The 18,861-nt window shown below is 71.2% G+C and carries 17 protein-coding genes; 15 read left to right on the top strand and 2 right to left on the bottom strand.

Annotated features, from left to right (window positions below):
- Positions 1-11: 11 nt before the first annotated feature.
- From EAO76_RS03955 to EAO76_RS03940, 4 genes are all read left to right on the top strand, one after another.
- Entirely contained in the window at positions 12-698 is a 687-nt protein-coding gene (locus EAO76_RS03955; protein WP_148833369.1) for an MBL fold metallo-hydrolase, read from the top strand.
- A 13-nt stretch (positions 699-711) separates the two neighbouring features.
- Complete coding sequence (gene hisS, locus EAO76_RS03950) at positions 712-1,977, top strand: histidine--tRNA ligase (RefSeq protein WP_148833367.1); 1,266 nt, start codon at positions 712-714, stop codon at positions 1,975-1,977.
- 500 nt (positions 1,978-2,477) lie between these two features.
- Entirely contained in the window at positions 2,478-3,113 is a 636-nt protein-coding gene (locus tag EAO76_RS03945) for a vitamin K epoxide reductase family protein (protein ID WP_148833365.1), read from the top strand.
- Positions 3,114-3,182: 69 nt separating this feature from the next.
- Complete coding sequence (locus EAO76_RS03940) at positions 3,183-4,565, top strand: replication-associated recombination protein A (RefSeq protein WP_148833363.1); 1,383 nt, start codon at positions 3,183-3,185, stop codon at positions 4,563-4,565.
- Between the two features lie 33 nt (positions 4,566-4,598).
- Here EAO76_RS03940 and EAO76_RS03935 read toward each other — a convergent pair whose 3' ends face one another.
- Complete coding sequence (locus EAO76_RS03935; protein WP_148833361.1) at positions 4,599-5,300, bottom strand: DUF2470 domain-containing protein; 702 nt, start codon at positions 5,298-5,300, stop codon at positions 4,599-4,601.
- A 188-nt stretch (positions 5,301-5,488) separates the two neighbouring features.
- Between EAO76_RS03935 and rpsD the strand changes: the two genes are divergently transcribed.
- On the top strand, positions 5,489-6,103 hold the full coding sequence (gene rpsD, locus EAO76_RS03930) for a 30S ribosomal protein S4 (RefSeq protein WP_148833359.1): 615 nt from the start codon (positions 5,489-5,491) through the stop codon (positions 6,101-6,103).
- A gap of 15 nt (positions 6,104-6,118) precedes the next feature.
- Here the strand turns inward: rpsD and EAO76_RS03925 are convergent, their stop codons facing one another.
- The gene (locus EAO76_RS03925) at positions 6,119-8,308 is read right to left on the bottom strand and encodes a tetratricopeptide repeat protein (protein WP_148833357.1); all 2,190 of its coding nucleotides are present in this window, start codon (positions 8,306-8,308) and stop codon (positions 6,119-6,121) included.
- A 224-nt stretch (positions 8,309-8,532) separates the two neighbouring features.
- On the opposite strand from EAO76_RS03925, the gene EAO76_RS03920 reads away from it, so the two are divergent.
- From EAO76_RS03920 to EAO76_RS45840, 10 genes are all read left to right on the top strand, one after another.
- Complete coding sequence (locus EAO76_RS03920; protein ID WP_148835560.1) at positions 8,533-8,970, top strand: DUF948 domain-containing protein; 438 nt, start codon at positions 8,533-8,535, stop codon at positions 8,968-8,970.
- Positions 8,971-8,977: 7 nt separating this feature from the next.
- Positions 8,978-9,340: a DUF6167 family protein gene (locus EAO76_RS03915; protein WP_148833354.1), complete on the top strand. Its 363-nt coding sequence runs from the start codon at positions 8,978-8,980 to the stop codon at positions 9,338-9,340.
- Positions 9,340-12,009 (top strand): alanine--tRNA ligase, encoded by a 2,670-nt coding sequence (alaS, locus tag EAO76_RS03910; protein WP_148833352.1) that lies wholly within the window; start codon positions 9,340-9,342, stop codon positions 12,007-12,009. The genes EAO76_RS03915 and alaS overlap by 1 nt, the downstream gene beginning before the upstream one ends.
- A 17-nt stretch (positions 12,010-12,026) precedes the next feature.
- A complete protein-coding gene (ruvX, locus tag EAO76_RS03905; RefSeq protein ID WP_187438458.1) occupies positions 12,027-12,491 on the top strand; it encodes a Holliday junction resolvase RuvX in 465 nt (154 codons plus the stop codon).
- 96 nt (positions 12,492-12,587) lie between these two features.
- Positions 12,588-14,348: an endolytic transglycosylase MltG gene (mltG, locus tag EAO76_RS03900; protein WP_148833348.1), complete on the top strand. Its 1,761-nt coding sequence runs from the start codon at positions 12,588-12,590 to the stop codon at positions 14,346-14,348.
- Positions 14,335-15,171, top strand: coding sequence for a shikimate dehydrogenase (locus EAO76_RS03895; RefSeq protein ID WP_148833346.1), 837 nt, complete (start codon positions 14,335-14,337; stop codon positions 15,169-15,171). The genes mltG and EAO76_RS03895 overlap by 14 nt, the downstream gene beginning before the upstream one ends.
- Before the next feature lie 146 nt (positions 15,172-15,317).
- Positions 15,318-16,502, top strand: coding sequence for a chorismate synthase (aroC, locus tag EAO76_RS03890; RefSeq protein ID WP_148833344.1), 1,185 nt, complete (start codon positions 15,318-15,320; stop codon positions 16,500-16,502).
- Complete coding sequence (gene aroB, locus EAO76_RS03885) at positions 16,499-18,145, top strand: 3-dehydroquinate synthase (protein ID WP_148833342.1); 1,647 nt, start codon at positions 16,499-16,501, stop codon at positions 18,143-18,145. Before aroC ends, aroB begins: the two co-directional genes overlap by 4 nt.
- The gene (gene aroQ / locus EAO76_RS03880) at positions 18,142-18,582 is read left to right on the top strand and encodes a type II 3-dehydroquinate dehydratase (protein ID WP_148833340.1); all 441 of its coding nucleotides are present in this window, start codon (positions 18,142-18,144) and stop codon (positions 18,580-18,582) included. Before aroB ends, aroQ begins: the two co-directional genes overlap by 4 nt.
- Positions 18,583-18,720: 138 nt before the next feature.
- Positions 18,721-18,861, top strand: a 141-nt coding sequence (locus EAO76_RS45840; protein WP_262375339.1) for a Pro-rich N-terminal domain-containing protein, incomplete at its 3' end; no start/stop codon positions are given.

Raw genomic sequence — 18,861 nt, 5'->3', positions numbered from 1 at the left:
TAAGGACGATCGTGCTCATTGCCGGGTTCCCCGCAGGGGCCTGGGGGACCAACTGTTACCTGGTCGCCCCGGCCGCCGGTGAGGAATGCGTGATCATCGACCCGGGCCACCAGGCCGCGGCCGGAGTCGAGGAGGCGCTGAAGAAGCATCGGCTGAAGCCCGTCGCCGTCGTACTGACCCACGGCCACATCGACCACGTCGCATCGGTCGTCCCGGTGTGCGGCGCGCACGACGTCCCCGCCTGGATCCACCCGGCGGACCGCTACATGATGAGTGACCCGGAGAAGGCCATAGGCCGTTCCATCGGGATGCCGCTCATGGGCGAGCTGACGGTGGGGGAGCCGGACGACGTCCAGGAGCTGAGCGACGGCGCGCTCCTGAAGCTGGCCGGTCTGGAATTCGGTGTCTCGCATGCGCCCGGCCATACCAAGGGGTCGGTGACGTTCAGGATGCCCGAGGTCGCGGATGTTCCGCAGATCCTCTTCTCGGGCGACCTGCTCTTCGCCGGCTCCGTCGGACGCACCGACCTGCCCGGCGGCGACCACGCCGAGCTGCTCGAGTCGCTGGCCCGTGTGTGCCTGCCGCTCGACGACTCGACCGTGGTGCTGTCCGGCCATGGCCCCCAGACGACCATCGGCCGCGAGCGCGTCTCCAACCCGTTCCTGAACGGGATGGACGCGCCCCGACGAGGAATGTAGACGAGAGAAAATCGTGAGCACCTTCAAGGCCCCCAAGGGCACGTACGACCTGACTCCGCCCGATTCCGCCAAGTACCTCGCGGTGCGCGAGGCACTCGCCGCACCCCTGAAGAACTCCGGCTACGGCTACATCGAGACGCCCGGCTTCGAGGACGTCGCCCTCTTCTCCCGCGGTGTCGGCGAGTCCACCGACATCGTGACCAAGGAGATGTACACCCTCACCACCAAGGGCGGCTCCCAGCTCGCGCTGCGCCCCGAGGGCACCGCCTCCGTGCTGCGCGCCGCGCTGGAGGCCAACCTCCACAAGCTCGGCAACCTGCCGGTGAAGCTCTGGTACTCCGGCTCGTACTACCGTTACGAGCGCCCGCAGAAGGGCCGCTACCGGCACTTCTCGCAGGTCGGTGCCGAGGCGATCGGTGCCGAGGACCCGGCGCTGGACGCCGAGCTGATCATCCTGGCCGACCAGGCGTACCGCACGCTCGGTCTGCGGAACTTCCGCATCCTGCTCAACTCGCTGGGCGACAAGGAGTGCCGCCCCGTCTACCGGGACGCGCTCCAGGGCTTCCTGCGCGAGCTCGACCTGGACGAGGAGACCCGTCGCCGCATCGAGATCAACCCGCTCCGGGTCCTCGACGACAAGCGGTCCGAGGTGCAGAAGCAGCTGGTCGGCGCCCCGGTGCTGCGCGACTACCTCTGCGACGCCTGCAAGGCGTACCACGAGGAGGTGCGCGACCTGCTCTCCGCGGCGGGCGTGGCGTACGAGGACGACGAGAAGCTCGTCCGCGGCCTCGACTACTACACCCGCACCACCTTCGAGTTCGTGCACGACGGACTCGGCTCGCAGTCCGCGGTGGGCGGCGGCGGCCGTTACGACGGGCTGTCCGAGATGATCGGCGGCCCGGCGCTCCCGTCGGTCGGCTGGGCGCTCGGCGTGGACCGCACGGTGCTCGCGCTGGAGGCGGAGGGCGTCGAGCTCGAACTGCCCGCGACCACCAGCGTGTTCGCCGTACCGCTCGGCGAGGAGGCCCGCCGGGTGCTCTTCGACGTCGTCACGCGGCTGCGCCGCGACGGTGTGGCGGCGGACTTCGCGTACGGGAACCGCGGCCTCAAGGGTGCGATGAAGAGCGCGAACCGGTCGGGTGCGCGGTTCACGATCGTCGCGGGCGAGCGCGATCTGGCCGAGGGCGTCGCCCAGCTCAAGGACATGGAGTCCGGCGAGCAGACGGCGGTGCCCCTGCCGGAGATCGCCGGGACGATCCGCGAGCGGCTGGCCCGGTAGTACCCGGCGTCGTCCGCCCGGGCGGCGGGAGTTCGACGACCGGCGTGAACGCCATGACCGGCCGATCGGGGCACGTGCCCCGATCGGCCGGTTTTTCGTCGGTGCGAGGGCGGCGCGAGGGTGTCGTACGACCCGGAGCGGGACGACCGGCAGGCCCTTTCCGCTCGCCACGCCGTCAACCCGGTGTGCGTGGATTCATTCTGACGAATGACTCCTGGTCGGAAACCTCGACGGTGGCCGGTGCGGGCCGGGTCGGCGCAGGGTCCGGTGGATTCCCAGGTCCGGGCCATCGGCCGGAGGCGCCGGGCGCGAGATGCCCGCAGGTCCGGCACTTCCGCCGCGCGCACGGGCGCGTGTCGGGAGTGCGCGAAGGCCCTCGTGCGCCGCCCCGGCCGGAAACGAACCGTGGGCGCATCTTTATGTTCATCGAACAGAGATGCGGCACCCCGGTGCGGCACAATGACCGTGCCCAGCAGGCCACTCACTGATGGAACGGCGATATGACGACTGCAGCGGTTGACCATCCCTCCTCCGACCAGGACGAGGACGGCGGGACGAGGACCATCGGCGGCAGTCGGGCGCTCGCACTGCTGCTGGTGATCACGGGCGCCGCCGGACTCTTCGCCGCCTGGATCATCACGATCGACAAGTTCAAGCTGCTGGAGGACCCCGGCTTCACGCCCGGGTGCAGCCTCAACCCCGTGGTCGCCTGCGGCAACATCATGAAGAGCGACCAGGCGGCCGCCTTCGGCTTCCCGAACCCGATGCTCGGCATGGCCACCTACCCGGTGATCATCGGCATCGGGCTGGCGCTGCTCGCGGGCGCCCGCTTCCGCAGCTGGTACTGGCTCGGGATGAACGCCGGCACGCTGTTCGGCGTCGGCTTCTGCACCTGGCTCCAGTACCAGTCGCTCTACAACATCAACTCGCTCTGCCTGTGGTGCTGCCTGGCCTGGGTCGCCACGATCGTCATGTTCTGCTACGTCACCACGCACAACATCAAGCACCGGATCATTCCCGCGCCGAACTGGCTGCGCACCGGGCTGACGGAGTTCCACTGGGTGCCGCCGCTCCTGTGGATCGGCATCATCGGCATGCTGATCCTGACCCGCTGGTGGGACTTCTGGACCAGCTGACCGGCCTGCGAACCCCGCCGGACGACCGGCCCGGCGGGGATGTCGGTGCCGTGGCATAGGCTTCAGGACGTGGAGCCCGACCTCTTTACCGCAGCAGCCGAAGACCGCCAGGAGAAGGATCCGACCGGCAGTCCCCTGGCCGTCCGGATGCGCCCCCGCACCCTCGACGAGGTCGTCGGCCAGCAGCACCTGCTCAAGCCGGGCTCCCCACTGCGCCGCCTGGTCGGCGAGGGCAACGGCGGCCCCGCCGGTCCGTCGTCGGTGATCCTCTGGGGCCCGCCCGGCATCGGGAAGACGACCCTGGCGTACGTGGTCAGCAAGGCCACCAACAAGCGCTTCGTCGAGCTCTCCGCGATCACCGCGGGCGTCAAGGAAGTGCGCGCCGTCATCGAGGGCGCCCGGCGTGCCACCGGCGGCTACGGCAAGGAGACCGTCCTCTTCCTCGACGAGATCCACCGCTTCTCCAAGGCGCAGCAGGACTCGTTGCTCCCCGCCGTGGAGAACCGCTGGGTCACGCTGATCGCGGCGACCACGGAGAATCCGTACTTCTCGATCATCTCGCCGCTGCTGTCCCGCTCGCTGCTGCTCACCCTGGAACCGCTCACCGACGACGACCTGCGCGGGCTGCTCGGCCGCGCGCTGGCCGACGAGCGCGGGCTCGGCGGCGCGGTGACGCTGCCCCGGGACGCCGAGACGCATCTGCTGCGCATCGCGGGCGGGGACGCCCGCCGGGCGCTGACCGCGCTGGAGGCCGCGGCCGGTGCGGCGCTGGCCAAGCAGGAGAAGGAGATCAGCCTCCGGACCCTGGAGGAGACCGTCGACCGCGCGGCCGTCACGTACGACCGTGACGGCGACCAGCACTACGACGTCGCGAGCGCCCTCATCAAATCGATCCGGGGCTCCGACGTGGACGCCGCGCTGCACTACCTGGCCCGGATGATCGAGGCGGGGGAGGACCCCCGGTTCATCGCCCGCCGGCTGATGATCTCGGCCAGCGAGGACATCGGCCTGGCCGACCCCACGGCACTGCCCACCGCCGTGGCCGCCGCCCAGGCGGTCGCCATGATCGGCTTCCCGGAGGCGGCGCTCACCCTGAGCCACGCCACGATCGCCCTGGCCCTCGCCCCCAAGTCCAACGCGGCGACGCTGGCGATCTTCGCCGCGCAGGAGGACGTGCGCAAGGGGCTCGCCGGGCCGGTCCCCGCCCATCTGCGCGACGGCCACTACAAGGGCGCCGCCAAGCTGGGGCACGCCCAGGGCTATGTGTATCCGCACGACGTCCCCGGCGGCATCGCCGCCCAGCAGTACGCGCCGGAAGCGGTCCGCGACAAGCACTACTACCGGCCCACGCGCTACGGGGCGGAGGCGCGCTACGCGGACGTGGTGGACCGGGTGCGCGAGCGGCTCGGCCGCACGGCCCCCGGCAGGGAGCCCGGCCCGTCCGAGGGCTGAGGCGCCCCGGCCGCGCCCCCGTGGCGCTCCGGCTCAGCGCGCCGCCGCCTCGAAGAGCGTGTGCATGGCGTCGCTCAGCTCGATGACGTCCCGCACCGGCGCGGGGAACTCGAAGCGCGCGTCGTAGCACTGCCCCGCCCCCTCGCACAGCCGGACCCGCAGCCCGTACCGGTCCAGTGCCAGCGGGACGACCGAGGGCAGGTGCGCCGCGCAGCGGCGGGCCGTCCGCTCGCCCAGCAGTCCGCACAGGGTCCGCAGCTGTTCGCCGTGCGCCGAGTGCAGGTGCTGGAGCAGCTCCGCCTCGTGCCCGCGGAGCGGATCGGGCGCGGCGTCCCGCAGCTCGTCGGGCTCGACCTCCTGCGCGCCCCACAGGTCGTCGACGTACGCCTCGTTCGTCTCCAGCCGGAGTGTCGTGCGGCCGGGGCCCGAGATGCCGGGCACGGAGGTCAGCCGGCCGGAGACCCACGCGCGGCCGCGGATGCGGTGCGGCACGGAGACCGGGGCGACGTCCGTGATCTCCAGCACGGCGGACAGCTCGTCGTCCTCGGCGTGCGTCGCGGCCCGTACGACGGGGGAGTCGGCGGGCAGTTCGAGGAACAGGTCCCCGTCCGGGCCCACGTTTCTGGCCAGGGGCATCAGGTGGTCCGAAGGCGCATGGCGCAGCCCGGGAACGAGCAGTACGGCGGAGCAGGTACTCTGTACGAGAGTTCGTGTGCGCTCGGCTGCTGACGGCATCCGAGTGGTTTCAAGCCTGCTGGGACGCGGCTGACCACGATCTGATCGGTCCTCCGTCGTATCGGCACCCCGAGGGGTGTCGACGCTGTCAGTGCTGTCCGTGATGTGACTGGTGTTCCCCGGGCGAGACATGCGATCTCCTCAACTAAGGTGAGCCTAACCTAACCTACAACGGAGGTCTGGAGAACGTGCCTAACCAGTCGCGTCCCAAGGTCAAGAAGAGCCGTGCGCTCGGTATCGCGCTGACGCCGAAGGCCGTCAAGTACTTCGAGGCCCGCCCCTACCCGCCGGGCGAGCACGGCCGTGGCCGCAAGCAGAACTCGGACTACAAGGTCCGTCTGCTGGAGAAGCAGCGTCTGCGCGCGCAGTACGACATCAGCGAGAAGCAGATGGCCCGCGCCTACGACCGCGCCAAGAAGGCCGAGGGCAAGACGGGCGAGGCGCTCGTCGTCGAGCTGGAGCGTCGCCTCGACGCCCTGGTGCTGCGTTCGGGCATCGCCCGCACCATCTACCAGGCCCGCCAGATGGTCGTGCACGGCCACATCGAGGTCAACGGTGGCAAGGTCGACAAGCCGTCCTTCCGCGTGCGCCCGGACGACATCATCCAGGTCCGCGAGCGCAGCCGCTCCAAGGTCCCCTTCCAGGTGGCCCGTGAGGGTGGCTACGCCGGCGACGGCGAGACCCCGCGCTACCTGCAGGTGAACCTGAAGGCCCTGGCCTTCCGCCTTGACCGGGACCCGAACCGCAAGGAAATCCCCGTGATCTGCGACGAGCAGCTCGTCGTCGAGTACTACGCCCGCTGATCGGGCGCAGTCGTCTCACGAGCGTTCCGGCCCACCCCTCCCGGATGTACGGGAGGCGGTGGGCCGCCGCCTTTTCCCGGGGTTGGTCCGCGGCTCGGAACGCCGCGCCCGGTCCATGGGGCCGTCCGCCAGCGCCCTGGCCACCACCGCGTCCAGATCCAGCAGCCCGCCCGTGCGCAGGGCCGCCTCGTAGGGACCGTCGCCCAGTTCCCGGCGGGCCAGCTGCTCGCAACGGAACCTGGGCTGCCCGTAGTGCGCCGAACCGAACAGCGGCAGCCCCACCGACGGCCAGATCCGGTCGGCGGCCCCCTGGAGCACCGCGGCCTCCGCGGCATCGCCCTGGACCGCCGTCACCAGCGCCAGCAGCTCCAGGGCGAGCACCGAACCGAGCAGGTCGTGGAAGGCGCGGCCGATCGCCAGACACTTCCCGAGCAGCTCCCGGGCCCGGTCCGGCCGGCCCCGTTGCAGCGCCGCGAAGGCCAGCGCGTACAGCGCGTACGACAGGGCCCACTGCTCCCCGTGGTCCTCGCAGACCTCCCTGACCTCCTGGCAGATCTCGGCCGCAGTGTCGAGGTCCCCCTGGAAGCCGATCACCGTCGCCAGCTCGATCCGGGCCATCAGCACATTGCTGTTCAGCTCGCCGAGCTCCCGGTAGCGGCCGAGCGCGTCGTCCAGCAGCCGCCGTGCCCTGGCCAGGTCGTCGGTGACCAGCGCCAGACCGCCCATCCGGTGCACCGCGTAGGCGAGCGCCGTGGGGTCACCGGCCCGCTCCGCCTCGTCCCGGCACTCCTGGAGCGCGGAGAGCGCACCGACCGGGTCGCCCTGGAGCACGGCCACCTGCCCGAGCACCCACAGCGCCTTCAGCCGTGAGGAGTCGTACGCGGTGCCCTCCTCCAGCACGTGGTCCAGCCAGTGCCGACCCTCCGCGAGCCGGCCGCAGCCCACCCAGAGGAACCAGAGAGTGCCGACCAGGTACTGCGCGAGATGGGCCTCGCCCGGGCTCTCCAGCGAGTACTCCATCGCCTGCCGCAGATTCGGCAGCTCGCTCTCGGCACGGGCGGCCACCTCGGCCTGCCGCGGGCCGAACCAGTCCAGCTCGCACCAGGTCGCGAGCCCCACGTACCAGTCCCGGTGGCGACGGCGCAGCCGGTCCGCGTCGCCGGTGGCCGCCAGCCACTCGGCGCCGTACTCCCGCATCGTGTCCAGCATCCGGTAGCGGGTGCCCTGCTCGGTGTCCTCGCGCAGCACGACGGACTGCGCCAGCAGCGCGGACAGCACGTCGAGCACCGACTCGGCCGGCAGATCCGCACCGCCGCAGATGTATTCGACGGACTCCAGATCGAACTGCCCGGCGAACACCGAGAGCCGGGCCCAGAGCAGCCGCTGCTCCGGGGCGCAGAGCTCATGGCTCCAGCCGATGGCCGTACGGAGGGTCTGGTGGCGCGCGGGTGCGCTGCGGCTGGAGCCGGTCAGCAGCCGGAAGCGGTCGTCCAGGCGCTGGAGCACCTGCTCGGTGGACAGGGCGCGCAGCCGTCCGGCGGCCAGTTCCAGCGCGAGCGGGATCCCGTCCAGGCGGCGGCACAGCTCCCGGGTGATCGCGCGGTTGCGGTCGGTCAGCCGGAATCCGGGCCGCACCGCGGCGGCCCGCTCGGCGAAGAGCCGTATCGCGTCCTCGTCCGTCATCGGCGGGAGCGGGAAGACGAGCTCCCCGTCCAGCTCCAGCGGCAGCCGTCCGGCGGCCAGCACCCGCAGGTACGGGGCCCGGCGCAGCAGCTCCCGCACCAGCCCGGCGCAGTCGTCCACCAGGTGCTCGAAGCCGTCGATCACCAGGAGGAGCCGGCGCGGGGCCAGATGGTCGAGGAGGGCCGTGCGGGGCGGTCTGCCGGTGTGGTCGGTGAGCCCCAGGGCGTCCGCCAGGGCGTGTTCCAGCAGCTCGGGGTCGTGGACCGCGGAGAGCTCCGCCACCCGAACCCCGTCGCAGTACCGTTTCTCCAGAAGCGCGGCGATCCTGGTGACGCAGCGGGTCTTGCCCACGCCGCCCACTCCGACCACGGTGACGAGCCGCGACTCGTCGAGCAGTCGGACGAGGCCGGTGAGTTCGTTCTCCCGCCCCACGAAACTGCTCAGCTCCGCCGGGAGGTTCCCGGGCGCGGCGGGAGCGCTCGGATCGTGGGGGGACGGAAGGGGGCGCTGGGGGCGTCGCATGAAACACGCAGAGTACTGGTACGGAAGCTCTCCGTACAATCTCCTTGTGGCAACTCCCGCCCGCCGGGCCGGTAATGCGGTACGGGGTGCGACCACCGGCGCGATAGGCTCAAGGAGCGACGACCGGCTGCCGTGACAGCGGTCGCCGGACCGAAGCAGAGTCAGGCAGAGCAGTACAAAAACAGCGACGAGCTAGAGAGCGGTGCACTGTGTCCGGTGGAGAGGTGGCCGGGATCCTGGTGGCCGTCTTCTGGGCGATCCTGGTTTCGTTCCTCGCCGTCGTACTGGTGAGGCTGGCCCAGACGCTCAGGGCGACCACCAAACTCGTGGCGGACGTGACGGAGCAGGCGGTTCCGCTGCTGGCCGACGCCTCCGCCACCGTGCGTTCCGCGCAGACCCAGCTCGACAAGGTCGACGCGATCGCGACGGACGTCCAGGAAGTCACCTCGAACGCCTCCGCGCTCTCCAGCACCGTCGCCTCGACCTTCGGCGGCCCGCTCGTCAAGGTCGCCGCGTTCGGCTACGGGGTCCGGCAGGCCATCGGCCGCAAATCCGCTCCCGAGCCGGAGGCCGCCCGTCGGACGGTGATCGTCGGCCGCACCGTGCCGTCCGCGCGCGGCAGGAAGCGCGGCGGCAGAGACCCCCGCGGATCGAAGGGCTGACGCAGCGATGTTCCGCCGTACGTTCTGGTTCACCGCCGGCGCCGCCGCCGGTGTCTGGGCCACCACCAAGGTCAACCGGAAGCTCAAGCAGCTGACCCCCGAGAGCCTCGCTGCGCAGGCCGCGGACAAGGCGATCGAGACCGGGCACAAGCTCAAGGACTTCGCTCTGGACGTCCGTGAGTCCATGGCCCGGCGCGAGGCCGAACTGGGCGAGGCGCTGGGTCTGGAGGCGCCGGTCGACCCGGACCTCCCGGTCCGGCGGCACTTCGCCGTCGAGGCGCCCGAACCCGTCGGCCCGGACCGGGCCCTCGGGACAACCGAATACCGCAAGCTCCCCTACAACTCGTACAACCGGAATGAGGACCACTGATGGAGTCGGCTGAAATTCGTCGCCGCTGGCTGAGCTTCTTCGAGGAGCGCGGTCACACCGTCGTCCCTTCGGCGTCGCTCATCGCGGACGACCCGACTCTGCTGCTGGTCCCCGCGGGCATGGTCCCCTTCAAGCCGTACTTCCTCGGCGAGGTCAAGCCGCCCGCCCCGCGCGTCACCAGCGTGCAGAAGTGCGTCCGCACGCCGGACATCGAAGAGGTCGGCAAGACCACCCGGCACGGCACGTTCTTCCAGATGTGCGGCAACTTCTCCTTCGGCGACTACTTCAAGGAGGGCGCCATCACGCTCTCCTGGGAGCTGCTCACCGGCTCCGTGGCGGACGGCGGCTTCGGACTCGACCCCGAACGGCTGTGGATCACGGTCTACCTCGACGACGACGAGGCCGAGCAGATCTGGCGCGAGAAGGTCGGCGTACCGGCCGAGCGCATCCAGCGCCTGGGCAAGAAGGACAACTTCTGGTCCATGGGCGTCCCCGGTCCCTGCGGCCCCTGCTCCGAGATCAACTACGACCGCGGCCCCGAGTTCGGCGTCGAGGGCGGCCCGGCCGTCAACGACGAGCGGTACGTGGAGATCTGGAACCTGGTCTTCATGCAGTACGAGCGCGGCGCCGGTGACGGCAAGGAGGACTTCCCGATCCTCGGCGACCTGCCGTCGAAGAACATCGACACGGGCCTCGGCCTGGAACGCCTCGCCATGATCCTGCAGGGCGTGCAGAACATGTACGAGACGGACACGCTCAAGGTCGTCATCGACAAGGCCACCGAGCTCACCGGCGTCGCCTACGGCGCGGCCCACACCAGCGACGTCTCCCTGCGCGTGGTCGCCGACCACATCCGCACCTCCGTGATGCTCATCGGCGACGGCGTCACCCCGGGCAACGAGGGCCGCGGCTACGTGCTGCGCCGCATCATGCGCCGGGCCATCCGCAACATGCGGCTGCTGGGCGCCACCGGACCGGTCGTCAAGGACCTGGTCGACGTCGTGGTCGACACGATGGGGCAGCAGTACCCGGAGCTGATCACCGACCGCAAGCGCATCGAGAGCGTCGCCCTCGCCGAGGAGGCCGCCTTCCTCAAGGCCCTCAAGGGCGGCACCAACATCCTCGACACCGCCGTCACGGAGACCAAGGCCGCCGGTGGCAAGGTGCTCGCCGGCGACAAGGCGTTCCTGCTCCACGACACCTGGGGCTTCCCGATCGACCTCACCCTGGAGATGGCCGCCGAACAGGGCCTCTCGGTGGACGAGGAGGGCTTCCGCCGCCTGATGAAGGAGCAGCGGGAGCGCGCCAAGGCCGACGCCAAGGCCAAGAAGACCGGTCACGCCGACCTGTCCGCCTACCGCGAGGTCGCCGACAACTCCGGCGTCACCGAGTTCACCGGCTACGCCGCCACCGAGGGCGAGTCGACCGTCGTCGGCCTGCTCGTCGACGGCGTGCCCTCGCCCGCCGCCTCCGAGGGCGACGAGGTCGAGGTCGTCCTGGACCGCACCCCGTTCTACGCCGAGGGCGGCGGCCAGCTCGCCGACCAGGGCCGGATCCGGCTCGACAGCGGCGCCGTCATCCAGGTGCGCGACGTCCAGCAGCCCGTCCCCGGCGTCTCCGTCCACAAGGGTTCGGTGCAGGTCGGCGAGGTGACCGTCGGGTCGTCCGCCTACGCCGCCATCGACACCACCCGCCGCCGTGCCATCGCCCGCGCCCACAGCGCCACGCACCTCACGCACCAGGCGCTGCGCGACGCGCTGGGCCCGACGGCCGCCCAGGCCGGTTCGGAGAACTCCCCCGGCCGCTTCCGCTTCGACTTCGGCTCGCCCGCCGCCGTGCCCGGCACGGTCCTCACCGACGTCGAGCAGAAGATCAACGAGGTCCTCGCCCGCGAGCTCGACGTCCAGGCCGAGGTCATGCCGATCGCCGAGGCCAAGAAGCAGGGCGCCATCGCCGAGTTCGGCGAGAAGTACGGCGAGCAGGTCCGCGTCGTCACCATCGGCGACTTCTCCAAGGAGCTCTGCGGCGGCACGCACGTCCACAACACCGCCCAGCTGGGTCTGGTGAAGCTGCTCGGCGAGTCGTCCATCGGCTCCGGCGTGCGCCGCATCGAGGCCCTCGTCGGCGTCGACGCGTACAACTTCCTCGCCCGGGAGCACACGGTCGTCGCCCAGCTCCAGGAGCTGGTCAAGGGCCGTCCCGAGGAACTGCCGGAGAAGATCGCCGGCATGCTCGGCAAGCTGAAGGACGCCGAGAAGGAGATCGAGAAGTTCCGCGCGGAGAAGGTCCTCCAGGCCGCCGCCGGACTCGTCGACTCCGCCCAGGACATCCGCGGCGTCGCCCTGGTCACCGGACAGGTCGCCGACGGCACCTCGGCCGACGACCTGCGCAAGCTCGTCCTCGACGTCCGCGGTCGCATCCAGGGCGGCCGGCCGGCCGTCGTGGCCCTGTTCACCACCGCCAACGGCCGCCCGCTGACCGTGATCGCCACCAACGAGGCCGCCCGCGAGCGCGGACTCAAGGCAGGCGACCTGGTCCGCACCGCCGCCAAGACCCTCGGCGGCGGTGGCGGCGGCAAGCCGGACGTCGCCCAGGGCGGCGGCCAGAACCCCGAGGCCATCGGCGCGGCCGTGGCCGCCGTCGAGCGTCTCGTCACCGAGACGGCGTGACGGCGGGAGTGACGGAAATGCGTCGCGGTCGCCGGCTCGCGATCGACGTCGGGGACGCCCGGATCGGGGTCGCCTCGTGCGACCCCGACGGGATCCTCGCCACGCCGGTGGAGACCGTTCCGGGACGTGACGTCCCGGCGGCCCACCGGCGGCTGGGGCAGATCGTCGAGGAGTACGAGCCGATCGAGATCATCATCGGCCTGCCGCGGTCCCTCGGCGGCGGCGAGGGACCGGCCGCCGCCAAGATCCGGGTCTTCGCACAGGAGGTCGCCCGCTCGGTCGCACCCGTTCCGGTGCGCCTGGTGGACGAGAGGATGACCACAGTGACGGCCAGTCAGGGGCTGCGCGCTTCGGGCGTGAAGTCCAGGAAAGGCCGTTCCGTCATCGACCAAGCTGCCGCTGTGGTGATCCTTCAGAACGCTCTGGAGTCCGAACGGGCGTCGGGCAGGCCCCCGGGCGAAGGCGTCGAAGTGGTTGTCTGATCGCGATACGGTAACGTTCCGCGCGATGCGGCGGCGCCTTCCATTAGGGCCGCACAGCAAAGAGACGGAACGTCGTCTCGCGGCTCTAGGGGATCGATGACTGAGTATGGCCGGGGCTCCGGCTCCGAACCGTGGCATCCCGAGGACCCCTTGTACGGGGACCAGGGATGGGGGGGACAGCAGTCCGCCCACGGCCAGGGCCAGTACGGCGGCGGGCAGCAGTCCTACCCCCAGGACCCGTACACGCACCAGCAGCAGGTCCCGTACGCACAGCAGCCGCAGGATCCGTACGCACAGCAGTCGCAGGACCCGTACGCGCAGCAGCAGCACTACCCGCAGCAGCCCGCGTACGGGGCCCAGCAGGACCCCTACGCCCAGCAGGTCCAACAGCCCCAGCAGCCTCAGCAGCCCCAGTACGGCAACACCGGCTGGGACACCGGGCAGCAGGCCGCGATGCCCTACGACGCGCAGCAGGCCGACCCGTACGGCGGGCAGGGCGGTTACGGCGAGACCTCCGACTACTACGGCACGCCGGAGGCGTATCCGCCGCCGCAGCCCCCGGGCCGTCGTGAGGCCGCTCCCCAGCAGGCCCCGGCGCAGAACCCCGACTGGGACCCGGAGGTCCAGCCGGAGGAGACCCACCCCTTCTTCACGGGCTCCGACGACCCCGACGGCAGGAACAAGGACGTCGAGGACGACGAGGAGCACGAGGACGACTCGCGTGCCTCCCGCCGCGGCGGCCGGGGCGGGAGCGAACGCCGGGGCGGCAAGGGCAAGAAGAAGAGCCGCAACGGCTGTGCCTGCCTGGTGGTCTCGCTGGTCCTGGTCGGTGGCCTCGGCGGGGCGGCCTACTTCGGCTACTCGTACTGGCAGGACAAGTTCGGCGCGGCGCCCGACTACGCCGGCAGGGGAACCGGCGAGGTCGAGGTCGAGATCGAGAAGGGCGCCTTCGGCTCCGACATCGGCAACATCCTGAAGGAGAAAGGGGTTGTCAAGAGCGTCGACGCGTTCGTTGCCGCGCAGAACGAGAACCCCCAGGGCAAGTCGATCCAGGCGGGCGTCTACTTGCTCCGCAAGGAGATGTCCGCGGCCGAGGCCGTGAAGATGATGCTCGACGGAAACAGCCAGAACCTCCTGGTGATCCCCGAGGGCACCCGCAACGTCGCCGTCTACGAGATGATCGACAAGAAGCTGGGCCTCAAGAAGGGGACGACCAAGGGAGTCGCCAAGTCCGAGGCGCCCGATCTCGGACTGCCCGACTGGGCGAGCGACGGCAAGAACATCAAGGATCCGCTGGAAGGCTTCCTCTTCCCGGCCGCCTACCCGGTCACCAAGGGGGCCAAGCCGGAGGCCGTCCTGAAGAAGATGGTCTCCCGCGCCAACGAGGAGTACGGCAAGCTCGACCTGGAGGCGACGGCCAAGAAGCACAAGCTGGACGGGCCCTGGCAGGTCCTCACCGTCGCCAGCCTGGTTCAGGCGGAGGGGCTCACGCACGACGACTTCCGCAAGATGGCCGAAGTCGTGTACAACCGCCTGAAGCCGGACAACTCGGTCTCGAACGGGAAACTCGAATTCGACTCTGCGTTCAACTACCTGAAGAACCAGAGCAAGATCAAGATCGGGTCGAACGAGATCCGGACCAATCCGGACCCGTACAACACCTATTACCACGAGGGCCTTCCGCCGGGGCCGATCAGCAACCCGGGCGACGAAGCCCTGCGGGCGACGCTCAACCCCACCGGTGACGGTTGGATGTTCTTCATCTCGCTCGACGGCAAGAAGACCCAGTTCACCAAGACCGTCGCCGAGCACGAGAAGCTCAACGACAAGTTCAAGGAAAAGCATGGCCTCGGCTGACCGGCGCCACCGCGCCGCCGTCCTCGGCTCGCCCATCGCGCACTCGCTCTCCCCGGTGCTGCACCGGGCCGCGTACGCCGAGCTCGGCCTCACCGACTGGTCGTACGAGCGGTTCGAGATCGACGAGGCCGCGCTTCCCGGGTTCGTCGAGTCCCTCGACGCCACCTGGGCCGGGCTCTCGCTGACCATGCCCTTGAAGCGGGCGGTCATCCCGCTGCTGGACTCCGTCAGCGGGACCGCCGCCTCGGTGGAGGCGGTCAACACCGTCGTCCTCACCGAGGACGGCCGACTGACCGGCGACAACACCGACATCCCCGGCATGGTCGCCGCCCTGCGCGAACGCGGGGTGGAGAAGACCGAGACCGCCGCCGTCCTCGGCGCGGGCGCGACCGCCTCCTCGGCGCTCGCCGCGCTGGCCGGGATGTGCGCGGGACCGGTCACGGCGTACGTCCGCAGCCAGGAGCGGGGCCGGGAGATGCGGGGCTGGGGCGAACGCCTCGGCGTCGACGTCCGGATCGCCGACTGGGCGGACGCCGAGCAGGCGCTGCGGGCCCCCCTGGTCATCGCCACCACCCCGGCCGGTGCCACCGACGCCCTGGCCGCCGCCGTACCGGACCGGCCGGGCACCCTCTTCGACGTGCTGTACGAGCCCTGGCCCACCGGGCTCGCCGCGGCCTGGGCGGACCGATCCGGCTCAGTCGTCGGAGGTCTCGACCTCCTGGTGCACCAGGCCGTCCTCCAGGTCGAGCAGATGACGGGCCGCGCGCCCGCCCCGCTGGCGGCCATGCGGCGGGCCGGGGAAGCGGCGCTCGCCGCCCGCTGAGCCCCCGCACCCGCCGGTGCGATCCGTCCGTCTGCTGGACCGGCGACCGGTTCGGGCCCTCGGACGTGGGAGGATCGAGGCGGCGGGCCAGGGCCGCGCACCCGGTCGCGCCGTCGCAGTTCCAGGCGCGAGCATGAGGAGCACCGTTGAGCAGGTTGCGCTGGCTGACCGCGGGGGAGTCGCACGGCCCCGCACTCGTGGCGACGCTGGAGGGTCTTCCCGCCGGCGTCCCGATCACCACGGAGATGGTGGCGGACGCACTCGCCCGGCGGCGGCTCGGTTATGGCCGCGGTGCGCGGATGAAGTTCGAGAAGGACGAGGTCACCTTCCTCGGCGGGGTGCGCCACGGTCTCACCATGGGCTCCCCGGTCGCCGTGATGGTGGGCAACACCGAGTGGCCCAAGTGGGAGCAGGTGATGGCGGCCGACCCGGTCGACCCCGCCGAACTGGCCGAACTGGCCCGCAACGCCCCGCTGACGCGCCCGCGGCCCGGTCACGCCGACCTCGCGGGCATGCAGAAGTACGGCTTCGACGAGGCCCGGCCGATCCTGGAGCGCGCCAGCGCCCGGGAGACGGCGGCCCGCGTCGCGCTCGGCGCCGTCGCGCAGTCGTACCTCAAGGAGACCGCCGGCATCGAGATCGTCAGCCATGTGGTCGAGCTGGCCGCGGCGAAGGCGCCGTACGGGGTCTACCCGACGCCCGCCGACGTCGAGCGGCTCGACGCCGATCCGGTGCGCTGCCTGGACGCCGACGCGAGCAAGGCGATGGTCGCCGAGATCGACCAGGCCCACAAGGACGGCGACACCCTCGGCGGCGTCGTCGAGGTGCTGGCGTACGGGGTGCCCGTCGGCCTCGGCTCGCACGTCCACTGGGACCGCCGGCTGGACGCCCGGCTCGCGGGGGCCCTGATGGGCATCCAGGCGATCAAGGGCGTCGAGGTCGGCGACGGCTTCGACCTGGCCCGGGTGCCCGGCTCGAAGGCGCACGACGAGATCCTGGTCACCGAGGACGGCATCAGGCGCGCCTCCGGCCGCTCCGGCGGCACCGAGGGCGGCCTCACCACCGGTGAGCTGCTGCGGGTCCGCGCCGCGATGAAGCCCATCGCGACCGTGCCGCGCGCGCTCGCCACCGTCGACGTCGTCACCGGCGAGCCCGCCAAGGCGCACCACCAGCGCTCCGATGTCTGTGCCGTTCCGGCTGCGGGGATCGTCGCCGAGGCGATGGTCGCGCTGGTCCTGGCCGACGCCGTCGCGGAGAAGTTCGGCGGCGACAGCGTCCCCGAGACCCGGCGCAACGTGCAGTCGTACCTCGACCACCTCCAGATCCGATGAGCGGCCCGCTGGTCGTCCTCGTCGGCCCGATGGGCGTCGGCAAGTCCACGGTCGGGGAACTGCTCGCCGACCGGCTCGGCACCGGCTACCGGGACACCGACGCGGACGTCGTGGCCGCGGCCGGCAAGCCGATCCCGGAGATCTTCTACGACGAGGGCGAGGAGCACTTCCGAGAGCTGGAGCGCAGGGCGGTGCACACCGCCCTCGCCGAGCACACCGGAGTCCTCTCGCTCGGGGGCGGCGCTGTGCTCGACGCGACGACCCGTGCCCTGCTCGCCGACCACCCCGTCGTCTACCTCTCGATGGAGGTGGAGGAGGCCGTCAGGCGGGTCGGCCTGAGCACCGCCCGCCCGCTGCTCGCCGTCAACCCGCGCCGGCAGTGGCGCGAGCTGATGGACGCCCGCCGTCACCTGTACACCGAGGTGGCGCGGACGACCGTCGCCACCGACGAGCGCACCCCCGAAGAGGTCGCCCAGGCGGTCCTCGACGCACTGGAACTGCCGGAGCGCACGGACGACCCCGTCGCCTCCGGCCGGGAGAGCACACCCATGACCGAGCAGGGCCCCATCCGCATCCCGATCGCCGGCAGCGCGGGCACCGACCCGTACGACGTGCTGATCGGCAGGCAGCTCCTCGGCGAGCTGCCCGGACTCATCGGCGACCGCGTCAAGCGGGTCGCGGTGCTGCACCCCGAGGCGCTCGCCGAAACCGGTGAGGCGGTCCGCCAGGACCTCGCCGAACAGGGCTACGAGGCCATCGCGATCCAGCTGCCCAACGCCGAGGAGGCCAAGACCGCCGAGGTCGCGGCGTACTGCTGGAAGGCGCTCGGACAGACCGGCTTCACCCGCACCGACATGATCGTCGGCGTCGGCGGCGGTGCCACCACCGACCTGGCCGGATTCGTCGCGGCGACCTGGCTGCGCGGAGTGCGCTGGATCGCCGTCCCCACGACCGTGCTCGCCATGGTCGACGCGGCCGTCGGCGGCAAGACCGGCATCAACACCGCCGAGGGCAAGAACCTCGTCGGCGCCTTCCACCCGCCGGCCGGGGTCCTCTGCGACCTCGCGGCACTGGACTCGCTGCCGGTGCACGACTACGTCAGCGGCATGGCCGAGGTCATCAAGGCCGGCTTCATCTCCGACCCGGTGATCCTCGACCTCGTCGAGGCGGACCCGGAGGGCGCCCGTACGCCCACCGGACCGCACACCGCCGAGCTGATCGAACGCGCCATCAAGGTCAAGGCCGAGGTCGTCTCCAGCGACCTCAAGGAGTCCGGGCTGCGCGAGATCCTCAACTACGGCCACACCCTGGCCCACGCCATCGAGAAGAACGAGCGCTACAAGTGGCGCCACGGCGCCGCCGTCTCGGTCGGCATGGTCTTCGCCGCCGAGCTGGGCCGGCTCGCCGGACGCCTCGACGACGCCACCGCCGACCGGCACCGCACCGTGCTGGAGTCCGTCGGCCTGCCGCTGACCTACCGCGGCGACCAGTGGCCCAGGCTGCTGGAGACCATGAAGGTCGACAAGAAGTCCCGCGGCGACCTGCTGCGCTTCATCGTCCTGGACGGCCTCGGCAAGCCCACCGTGCTGGAGGGCCCCGACCCGGCCGTGCTGCTGGCCGCCTACGGGGAGGTGTCGGCGTGACCCGCCGGGTCCTCGTCCTCAACGGGCCGAACCTCGGCCGCCTGGGCTCCCGCGAGCCCGACGTGTACGGTGCCACGTCCTACGCCGGGCTCGTCGACACCTGCCGGGAGCTCGGCAAGGAGCTCGGCTTCGACGTCGACGTCCGCGAGACCAACGACGAGGGCGAGCTGATCCGCTGGCTCCACGAGGCCGCGGACGGTTCAATTCCGGTCATTGTCAATCCGGGGGCGTTCACCCATTACTCGTACGGGATGCGGGACGCGGCGGCCCAGCGCACCGCCCCGCTGATCGAGGTGCACATCTCGAACCCGTACGCACGGGAGGAATTCCGCCACCATTCCGTGATCGCGCCGGTGGCGACCGGAACCGTGGCCGGATTCGGCATCGGCTCCTATCGCCTGGCCCTGCGCGCCCTCGCGGACGAACTGACCGGCTGACGGACCGGTGGATCGGGCGGAATACCGGCCGATCGGGCACTGCGGACCGCTCCCGGCCGTTGTCCTTGTGGCGGCCGGGGACGGTACGGTTGCCGTCCCATCAGCGCCAGTTGCCTGTACGAGACGGAGTGGCACCGGATGCAGCACGCAGTGGGGGCTCCGCTGCCGCCGCCCCAGGGCCCCGGCAGTGGGCCCGTCGGCTGGACGCACCAGTCCCAGCACCCCGGCCACCCCGGTCCGCCGGGGCCGCCGCCCACCGCCCCTCCGGCGCCCCAGGGC

The sequence above is a fragment of the Streptomyces sp. sk2.1 genome, from assembly GCF_008120935.1.
GTDB lineage: Bacteria > Actinomycetota > Actinomycetes > Streptomycetales > Streptomycetaceae > Streptomyces.
Note: the sequence above shows the minus strand (reverse complement) of the source record. Positions and strands in the feature narration are given on the sequence as shown.

Coding starts and splice junctions, on each gene's coding strand:
- EAO76_RS03935 (WP_148833361.1), bottom strand. CDS start 5,300: ATGCCGTCAGCAGCCGAGCGCACACGAACTCTCGTACAGAGTACCTGC.
- EAO76_RS03895 (WP_148833346.1), top strand. CDS start 14,335: ATGGCCTCGGCTGACCGGCGCCACCGCGCCGCCGTCCTCGGCTCGCCC.
- EAO76_RS03925 (WP_148833357.1), bottom strand. CDS start 8,308: ATGCGACGCCCCCAGCGCCCCCTTCCGTCCCCCCACGATCCGAGCGCT.
- mltG (WP_148833348.1), top strand. CDS start 12,588: ATGACTGAGTATGGCCGGGGCTCCGGCTCCGAACCGTGGCATCCCGAG.
- EAO76_RS03945 (WP_148833365.1), top strand. CDS start 2,478: ATGACGACTGCAGCGGTTGACCATCCCTCCTCCGACCAGGACGAGGAC.
- aroB (WP_148833342.1), top strand. CDS start 16,499: ATGAGCGGCCCGCTGGTCGTCCTCGTCGGCCCGATGGGCGTCGGCAAG.
- EAO76_RS03915 (WP_148833354.1), top strand. CDS start 8,978: ATGTTCCGCCGTACGTTCTGGTTCACCGCCGGCGCCGCCGCCGGTGTC.
- ruvX (WP_187438458.1), top strand. CDS start 12,027: ATGCGTCGCGGTCGCCGGCTCGCGATCGACGTCGGGGACGCCCGGATC.
- alaS (WP_148833352.1), top strand. CDS start 9,340: ATGGAGTCGGCTGAAATTCGTCGCCGCTGGCTGAGCTTCTTCGAGGAG.